At 71.9% G+C, this 6,478-nt stretch carries 8 protein-coding genes and 1 pseudogene; 4 read left to right on the forward strand and 5 right to left on the reverse strand.

Going from position 1 to position 6,478, the window contains the following annotated elements; all coding sequences use genetic code 11:
* Together GEV28_RS41605 and GEV28_RS41610 are read left to right on the forward strand one after the other, a co-directional pair.
* Positions 1–292 (forward strand): hypothetical protein (locus tag GEV28_RS41605; protein WP_291419785.1); only part of this gene is annotated, 292 nt, incomplete at its 5' end.
* A gap of 345 nt (positions 293–637) precedes the next feature.
* Entirely contained in the window at positions 638–1,114 is a 477-nt protein-coding gene (locus tag GEV28_RS41610) for a hypothetical protein (protein WP_291419787.1), read from the forward strand.
* 163 nt (positions 1,115–1,277) lie between these two features.
* Here the strand turns inward: GEV28_RS41610 and GEV28_RS41615 are convergent, their stop codons facing one another.
* A complete protein-coding gene (locus tag GEV28_RS41615; RefSeq protein WP_291419799.1) occupies positions 1,278–2,735 on the reverse strand; it encodes an MFS transporter in 1,458 nt (485 codons plus the stop codon).
* Positions 2,736–2,807: 72 nt separating this feature from the next.
* Between GEV28_RS41615 and GEV28_RS41620 the strand changes: the two genes are divergently transcribed.
* Positions 2,808–3,275 (forward strand): MerR family transcriptional regulator, encoded by a 468-nt coding sequence (locus GEV28_RS41620; RefSeq protein WP_291419789.1) that lies wholly within the window; start codon positions 2,808–2,810, stop codon positions 3,273–3,275.
* A gap of 158 nt (positions 3,276–3,433) precedes the next feature.
* Here the strand turns inward: GEV28_RS41620 and GEV28_RS41625 are convergent, their stop codons facing one another.
* The 3 genes from GEV28_RS41625 to GEV28_RS41635 all read right to left on the reverse strand — a co-directional run bounded on the left by GEV28_RS41625 (position 3,434) and on the right by GEV28_RS41635 (position 5,196).
* Entirely contained in the window at positions 3,434–3,850 is a 417-nt protein-coding gene (locus GEV28_RS41625; RefSeq protein WP_291419791.1) for a hypothetical protein, read from the reverse strand.
* Positions 3,851–4,184: 334 nt separating this feature from the next.
* Positions 4,185–4,622 (reverse strand): VOC family protein, encoded by a 438-nt coding sequence (locus GEV28_RS41630; RefSeq protein ID WP_291419793.1) that lies wholly within the window; start codon positions 4,620–4,622, stop codon positions 4,185–4,187.
* 1 nt (position 4,623) lies between these two features.
* The gene (locus GEV28_RS41635; protein ID WP_291419795.1) at positions 4,624–5,196 is read right to left on the reverse strand and encodes a DinB family protein; all 573 of its coding nucleotides are present in this window, start codon (positions 5,194–5,196) and stop codon (positions 4,624–4,626) included.
* Positions 5,197–5,257: 61 nt separating this feature from the next.
* Between GEV28_RS41635 and GEV28_RS41640 the strand changes: the two genes are divergently transcribed.
* Positions 5,258–6,214, forward strand: coding sequence for a YafY family protein (locus tag GEV28_RS41640; RefSeq protein ID WP_291419797.1), 957 nt, complete (start codon positions 5,258–5,260; stop codon positions 6,212–6,214).
* A gap of 116 nt (positions 6,215–6,330) precedes the next feature.
* On the opposite strand, the pseudogene GEV28_RS41645 reads toward GEV28_RS41640, so the two are convergent.
* Positions 6,331–6,478: pseudogene (locus tag GEV28_RS41645) on the reverse strand (RNA polymerase subunit sigma-24); the annotation flags it as partial.

The raw sequence follows: 6,478 nt of genomic DNA on the forward strand, positions 1-6,478 counted from the left end.
CGGTGGCGCGGCCCGCGCCATGTACGACCCGGTGCTCGGCAAGCTGAAGGAGATCGCGAGCCCCGGTCTGCAGGGCTCCGGCAGCAAGGAGGAGGGCCAGCTCATCGGCACGGTCCGGCCCACGGCACTCCCGCCGGGCCGAGGGGTGCTGGTTTCCCGCCGGTTCGGGCAGCAGATGGTGCAGACGGCCTGGGTGCCACCCGAGACCATGAGCGCGGAGACGGCGAGCACGGAGACGACGGACCGGGAGACCACGAGTGCGGAGACCGTGAGCGGGTCGCCCGAGCAGTAGGGGCACGTATGGCGGTAGCCGGCGGTCGGTGAGGAGTCGGGACACTAGGCCCCCAGCCTGGCCGCGGTGCGGACGGCCGGAGGGATGTTCTTGGCCGGCCCGAACACGTTGTCCGGGTCGCGTGCCATGGTCACCGTGCTCCTGCCGGTTCGGACGAAGTGCGGAGGGAGACACCCGGCCGCTCGGCCAGGATCCCCTGCAGCACCAACCGATCCGGCAGCGGCTCGGGGAAATGAGCCCGGGTGCCGCGAGCCGCGGCGAGCCATGTCCGTACAGCCGACCGCTGGTCCAGCAAGCCACGGTGACGGAGGCAACCGGAACCGGCGCGTGTTACGTCCTCGCGGTATGCGTGTGCTGTTGACCGTCGGCCTCATCGTGGCGGTGGCCACGGCGTGCTCCTCCGCGGATCGGGGCTGCACCGCGATCGGCAGCCCGGCCGGCATCGGCGTGGAGGTCGACCCGGCGGTGGCGCCGAAGATCAGCGGCGGCACGCTGAAACTCTGCTGGGAGGGCGGATGCCGGACCGGCCGACTCGAGCTCCGTCCGTCGACCGCCGCCGCGGAGAGCACGTGCGATGGTGAGGTCTGCTCGGCCCACATGCGAGAAACCGGCGGCAAACGGGCCTTCATGGAGGCGCCCGACCTGCCGGAAACCGAACTGACGGCGACGTTGCGGCTCACCGACCGGTCCGGGGCGAACGTCGTCGACCAGACCCTGGGCGTGACCCCAGAGCCGACCTATCCGAACGGCCCCGGCTGCGGCGCCGGTGGCCCGCAGCAGCAACTCCTGGTCGACGCGAACAGGGTCGCGCGCGTCCGGTAAGACGCCCGCGGCCCTTCGCGGACCTCAGCCGAGTCGCGCCGGTAACGGCTTCGACCCCTGGCCGACTCACCGGGCGAGCCGGCGGCAGCGGCTCGATCCGGGACCACAACTCGTCGGACCCGACCCAGGGGCAGCCACCGCGAGATCATCTTCTCGCTGCCGATCACCGGCGGCGCAGGGCTTCGGTTCGAAGATCCGCGCCCCGGTCCATCTCCTCGAACAGTTCCGCCGCCCGCCCGGCGGTGTCCAATGCCCAGCGCCCGGTGCTGAGCAGCCCCAGGACCAGGATGCCGACGCCGAGCCCGAGCACCAGCCACCACACGGCGTGCTCCGCGCTGGTGAACGCCGTCCCACCGCGGGCCATGGCTGATCCCACGATCGTTCCGGAGATCGCGACGCCCAGGGTGGTGCCGGTCTGCCGGCCGGCGGAGGCCAACGAGGTGGCCACCCCGGCCATCGAGCGGGGCATTCCGGAGACCGCCGTGTTGGTGATCGGCGGGTTGACGGTGCCCAGGAACATGCCGAACAGCAGATAGATCGCGAGCACGGCCGGCAGCGGGGTGGCCGGTCCGAGCCAGATCGACGCGCCACCGCCCAGTGCCAGCGCCGTCCCGGCGACCATCAACGGCCCGCGAGGACCGCGCGCGCCGACCAGCCGGCCGGTGCGCGGGGAGAGCACCGTGACCAGCACCCCGACCGGGAGCAGGCACAGCCCGGCCGTCAGCGCCGACATGCCGCGCACGTCCTGCAGGTACTGGGTGGTCACGAACAGGAACGCGCCGAACCCGCACAAGGCGAAGAGCGCCATCAGGATCGCCGAGCTGAACGGCACGCTGCGGAACAACCGCAGCTCCAGCAGCGGGTCGACACGGCGCGGTTCGTGGCCGAGGATGCCCAGCGCGCTGAGCACGGCGACGGCGAGCAGGCCGAGGATGACCGGCGAGGTCCAGCCCAACCTGTGGGACTCGATGATCGCGTAGACGACACTGCCCAGCACCAGGATCACCAGGATCTGGCCCACCGGGTCGAACCGGCGCGCCCGGCCGGCACGGGACTCGGGCACGAACAACGCGGTGCACACGATCGCGGCGGCCACGATCGGCACGTTGATCCAGAAGATGGAGCGCCAGCCGAAGCCGTCGACCAGGGCGCCGCCGAGGATCGGACCCAGTGCCAGCGACAGGCCGGACATCGAGCCGAACACACCGATGGCCCTGGCCCGCTCGGCCGGGTCGGGGAACGTGGTGGCGACGATCGCCATCGCCACCGGGTTGAGCATCGTGCCACCGACGGCCTGCAGCACACGCGCCGCGATCAGCCAACCGAGGCTCGGCGCCAGGCCGCACAGCAGCGAGCCGAGCCCGAAGACGGCGAGGCCGACCTGGAAGATGCGCCGACGGCCCACCCGGTCGGCGGTGGACCCGGCCAACAACAGGAAGCTGGCCAGCACCAGGGTGTACGCGTCGACCGTCCACTGCAGACCGGACACCGTCGCGTGCAGGTCGTGACGAATCGCCGGCAGCGCGACGTTGACGATGGAGATGTCCATCACCACGACGATCACGCTGGCGCAGCAGATCGCGAGCACCAGGAGTCGGCGGCGTCGGCCGAGTTCGGCCATCCGCCCGCGCTCGCCGGCCGTGGTCCTCGGCGGCGTTGAAGTACTCATGACCACGACACTAGGATTTAGAGCGTGCTCGAAGTCAAGCCGCAGCCGGTACCCGAGCTTGCTCGCTCCGCCCCACGGACGGGCCTGAGCATCGCCGAGGCCGCTCGCCGCACCGGGGTCAGCGCGCACACCCTGCGCTATTACGAACGCGCCGGCCTGGTCGTCACCCCCGTCGACCGCACCCACGGCGGCCGGCGCCGCTACCAGCAGCTGGACCTGGACTGGATCACCGTCTGCACCAAGCTGCGGGCCACCGGCATGCCCATCAAGACCATCCGACGCTACGCCCAACTCGTATCCGCCGGGCGCGGCAACGAGCATGAACGACTTGCCCTCATGGAGGCCCACCGCGCCGAGGTGACCGCCAAGCTTGCTGAGATACAGGAAAACCTCAAGCTCATCGACCACAAGATCGACGTCTACCGAGGCCGGCTCGCCGCCGGCGACGCCGACCAACTATGGGCGCCCAACCGCCCAGCGGGTGCCTCCTGAGCAATCCCCCAAGCAGTGCTTCGAAGTCTCCGGAGGGGCGCGCGCCGGGTGCGGCGCTTCGATGAGACTCGACAGTCCGGCGCGCCATCGTGCGGTCGGATCCCTCGAGGCGGTCACGCCTTCGGGAGGTGACTGTTCGGTCACTTCGGGCCCGGCATTCAGACCCCGGCGCCCGTGCGGCACCGAACTTCGCGCCGCGGGCCCCCACCTCCCCGACCACAGCCGCGGTTGCGCCCGGCGAAGTAGCGCCGCCGGGCCGTGTCGTCTCGACGGGTGACCTGCACGACCGCGTCCTTGCGTCCCAGCTTGACGCCCTGTGCGAAGTACAGCACGGAGTGCGGCTCGGGCTTGTGGCCCTTGACCAGGCGGGCCAAGGTATTGGCCGCGTGAATGCCGTGCGGCTGGGCGGTGCGACAGCCCGGCCGAGCTCCGGGCACCGCCGCACAGTCGCCCACGACAAAGATCCGTTCATCGGTGACGCCGCGCAGGAACTCGTCGACGATCGCACGTCCTTCCGAGTTGACCTCGAGACGCTGCGTGCCGCGAGGTCGGGGATGCCTGCCACGTTCGCCCACAGGGTCAGGTCGGAGGCGTGGTGGTAGATCGGCCGGGTGGTAGGCGCACGCGGTCAACACCGGCCTGGAGGTGCGGGGCTTCGGCCCCTCGCCCCTGCACGCTGGTCACGTTCGCCGACCAGGCCGATCCGGAGGCCCATCAGACGGCGGGACGCCGGCCGGCGCTGGTCTACCTCTGCGAGCAGGGCACGTTCTGCCCGTTCGCGCCCAAGCCCGGCGGCGCCAACGAGCGTGACAACCTGCTGGAGGTCCAGGCCGCGACGCGCTCGCCGACGAGCCGCCGACCGAGCCGGAGATGTCGCGCCGGCTCGCGCTCCGGGGCGCCAGGCCGGCCTCAGTCGAGGCAGAACTCGTTGCCCTCGGGGTCGGCCATCACGATGAAGCCGGCGCCGAGAGGCGGGTCGGGCTCGAAGCGGCGGAGGCGGCGGGCGCCGAGCGCCACCAGCCGGTCGCACTCGGTCTCGAGGGCCGCCATCCGCTCCTCGCCCTCGAGCCCAGGCGCGGCCCGGACGTCGAGGTGCACCCGGTTCTTGGTCTCCTTGCCCTCGGGCACCCGCTGGAAGAACAGGCGTGGGCCTGTGCCATCGGGGTCCACGACCGCCGACGCGTCGTTGCGGCGCTCCGGGGGCACACCCATCGCCGCCAGCGCCTCGTCCCAGGAGTCGAAGTCGCCCGGCGGCTCCTGCACCCGGTAGCCGAGCGCCTCCGCCCAGAACGGCGCCAGCGCGCGCGGGTCGGCGCAGTCGACCGTGACCTGGATCTCGCGGGCCATCTCACTGCCCCTTCCCGTGAGTGTGCGGGTAGAGGTCGCGCAGGAGGCACACCTCTGCCAGGTGGTGAATCATTTCACGGTTGATATGGAGCACGAGCTCGGCCATCGACCGGTCGGCCCACGGACCCTCCGCCTCCCCGCACGGGCGGGCAAGCCACTCCTCGCCCAGCGACTCGACGCCGGCCATCCAGGCGGCGTACTCGGCGTCGAGCTGTGCCAGGGCGTCGGCGGCGGTCGTGGCGTACTCGAAGGACTGGTAGTCGATCTCCGCCCGGCCGAAGTGGGCGGCGTTGCGCACCGCGAGCACGCCCACGATCACGTGGCCGAGCCGCCACGCGATGGTCGTGAACGGCGGCGGGTCGGGCTCGGGCATCGCGAAGTCGATCGTCATCGCTCCGGCTCCGCCCTGCACCGGGGCGGTCCCGGCGCCGCGCGGGCGCACACTCCAGCAGCCGGGCGCCGGCTCCCAGAAGTACTCATCGTCGGTGAGGCCGTCGAGCCGGCCCCGTAGTTGGGCGGTCCAGTGGTAGGCGAGCTGGTCGCGGAGTCGGGGGTTCCAGGTCTGGTCGGTCATGGCGTCAGCCTTGCGCAGATAGCGGACAGCTCTCGTCCGTGATCTGTGCGAGCATCGCCGGGTGACCGTGGAGGCGACCACCGTGCGGGTGCTGCGGCTGCTGGCCCTGCTGCAGCGTCGGCCGAGTTGGACCGCTGCCGAGCTCGCCGCCGAGCTCGGGGTCACCGACCGCTCGGTGCGCCGGGACGTGGCGCGGCTGCGCGCGCTCGGCTACCCGGTGCATGCGACCCCCGGAGTCGGTGGCGGCTACCAGCTCGGGGCCGGCACCCGACTCCCGCCGCTGCTGCTCGACGACGAGGAGGCGATCGCGACCGCGGTGTCGTTGCGGCTGGCGGCCGGCGGGACCGTGGCCGGGGCGGATGAGGCCGCGCTGCGCACGCTGGCGAAACTCGATCAGGTGATGCCGCCACGCCTGCGGGCCGAGGTGCGGGCCATTCACGGCGCCACCGATACGCTCACCAGTCCCGGGATCGTGGTCGACGCGGAGCTGCTGGTGACCCTCGCCCGGGCATGCCGGGACGCCGTCCGGGTGCGGTTCCAGTACGCCGGCCGCGACAGTGACGGCCGCGTGCGCACGGTCGAGCCGGTGCGGATGGTCGCGACCGGCCGCCGGTGGTACCTGATGGCGTGGGACGTCGACCGCGACGACTGGCGCACGTTCCGGCTCGACCGGATGCGGGAGGCGACCGCCACGACCTGGCGGTTCCAGCCGCGGGAACACCCCGACCCGGTCGCCCATGTGCAGCGGTCGGTGGTCGCGGCGCCGTACCGCTACGTCGCCCGGGTGCGGGTGCGTGCCGATGCCGACCGGGTCCGGGGGATGGTGCCCCCGTCGGTGGGGCGGGTCGACGACGACCGTGAAGGCTGGTGCCTGCTGACGGCCGGTGGCGACGATCCCGAGTGGCTCGCGATGCACGTGGCCGGGATGCACCTCGACGTGGAGGTGCTGGGGCCTCCCGAGGTGCTGGAGGCTGCCGCGCGCCTCTCGCGGCGGCTGGCCAGGATCGCCGGTGGCTGATCGGCCTTTCGTGGACACCGTGCCGGGGAGGTCGAGCAGCAGGCCGTTCTTGACCACGCTCGACATGAGTTGCATCGGCCCGAACCCCGTCGACCCTGGCGTCGATGTCGTGCGCGTCAGCCTGTCCAGGGCCGGAGTTTCTCGGGGTTGAGTACTGCCCAGATGTGCTTGATCCGGTCGCCTGCGACGTCGAACGCCATCACCACCACGGTGACGCCGTCTTGCTGAGCCACCAGACCGGGCTGAGCGTTGACCGTGCGTTCC

It is taken from the genome of Actinophytocola sp. (assembly GCF_009379765.1).
GTDB lineage: Bacteria > Actinomycetota > Actinomycetes > Mycobacteriales > Pseudonocardiaceae > Actinophytocola.

Coding starts and splice junctions, on each gene's coding strand:
- GEV28_RS41610 (WP_291419787.1), top strand. CDS start 638: ATGCGTGTGCTGTTGACCGTCGGCCTCATCGTGGCGGTGGCCACGGCG.
- GEV28_RS41615 (WP_291419799.1), bottom strand. CDS start 2,735: ATGGCCGAACTCGGCCGACGCCGCCGACTCCTGGTGCTCGCGATCTGC.
- GEV28_RS41630 (WP_291419793.1), bottom strand. CDS start 4,622: ATGGCCCGCGAGATCCAGGTCACGGTCGACTGCGCCGACCCGCGCGCG.
- GEV28_RS41635 (WP_291419795.1), bottom strand. CDS start 5,196: ATGACCGACCAGACCTGGAACCCCCGACTCCGCGACCAGCTCGCCTAC.